We start from the raw sequence: 1,180 nt of genomic DNA on the forward strand, positions 1-1,180 counted from the left end.
GCGTGTCGCCCACACCACTGCCAACCGGGGTGTCCATTGCGCCTGAGAAATCTCCCGTCGAGGGCGGCCACCAGGGCTGTCGCCGCCGCTCTCCTGTGCTCCGCCGCGCTGCTGCGGCCCGTGCCCGCGGCGGCCGGCGGTGAACCGGAGGTGTCGTTCACCGCCGATCCGCTGACCACCTGGCAGACCGACGGCGTCGTCTGGGCACTGGCCGCCGCGCACGGCGTCGTCTACGTCGGCGGCACCTTCGACTCGGTGCGGCCGGCGGGCGCGCGACCCGGCGACCGGGAGGTACCGCGCCGCAACTTCGCCGCGTTCGACGCGGTGACCGGTGCCCTGCTGCCGTGCGCGCCCTCCTTCACCGGGGGCGAGGGAACCGTCCGCGCGCTCAAGGCGTCGCCGGACGGCCGGGTGCTGTACGTGGGCGGCTCCTTCAGCCGTGCGGGGTCCGCCCGTGTGGCCAGTGCCGTAGCCCTGAACACGGCCGACTGCACGCTGCGCGGCGACTTCCGGCCGGCGGTCTCCGCGACCGTCCGGGCGATCGACACCACGGACCGGACGGTCTACCTCGGCGGCGACTTCCGCCTGGTCGACGGCCGCACCAGGCAGCACGTCGCCGCCTTCACCCCCGAGGGCGGACTGCTGCCGTTCCGGGCGGACACCGACGCCCCGGTGCGCGCGCTGTCGGCGGTGCCCTCACGCGGCAAGCTCTACGCCGGCGGCGACTTCGAGTCGGTCAACGGCCGGTGGGCCCACGCGCTGGTCGCCCTGGACGCGACCAGCGGCGCCACCGTCCGCTCCTACCCCTCCTGGCTGCCGCCCCGCTCGGTGGTCAAGTCCCTCGCGCACGACGGCACCCGCTTCTACGTGGCCGCCGAAGGCAACGGCGAGGGCGTCTTCGACGGCCGTATCGCCGGCCGTCTCGACGACGACCGCATGGTGTGGAAGGACACCTGCTTCGGCGCCACCCAGGCCGTCCTGCCCTACGACGGCGTTCTCTACAGCGCTTCGCACGCCCACGACTGCAGTGGGACACCGGGCGGCTTCCCCGAGCGGCAGGACCGGCAGCACCTGCTCGCCCAGTCCCCGGCGACCCGCAGGATCCTGCACTGGTTCCCCGACACCGACGAAGGGACGGGGGAGCGCGTGGGACCCCGGGCGCTGACGGTCGCGCGCGGTG

At 74.6% G+C, this 1,180-nt stretch carries 1 protein-coding gene; it reads left to right on the forward strand.

Annotated features, from left to right (window positions below; translation table 11 throughout):
* Nucleotides 1–120: 120 nt before the first annotated feature.
* Nucleotides 121–1,180 (forward strand): fibronectin type III domain-containing protein (locus IE312_RS02225; RefSeq protein WP_229898902.1); only part of this gene is annotated, 1,060 nt, incomplete at its 3' end.

This window comes from Streptomyces capoamus (assembly GCF_014654935.1).
In the GTDB taxonomy this organism is placed as follows: domain Bacteria; phylum Actinomycetota; class Actinomycetes; order Streptomycetales; family Streptomycetaceae; genus Streptomyces; species Streptomyces capoamus.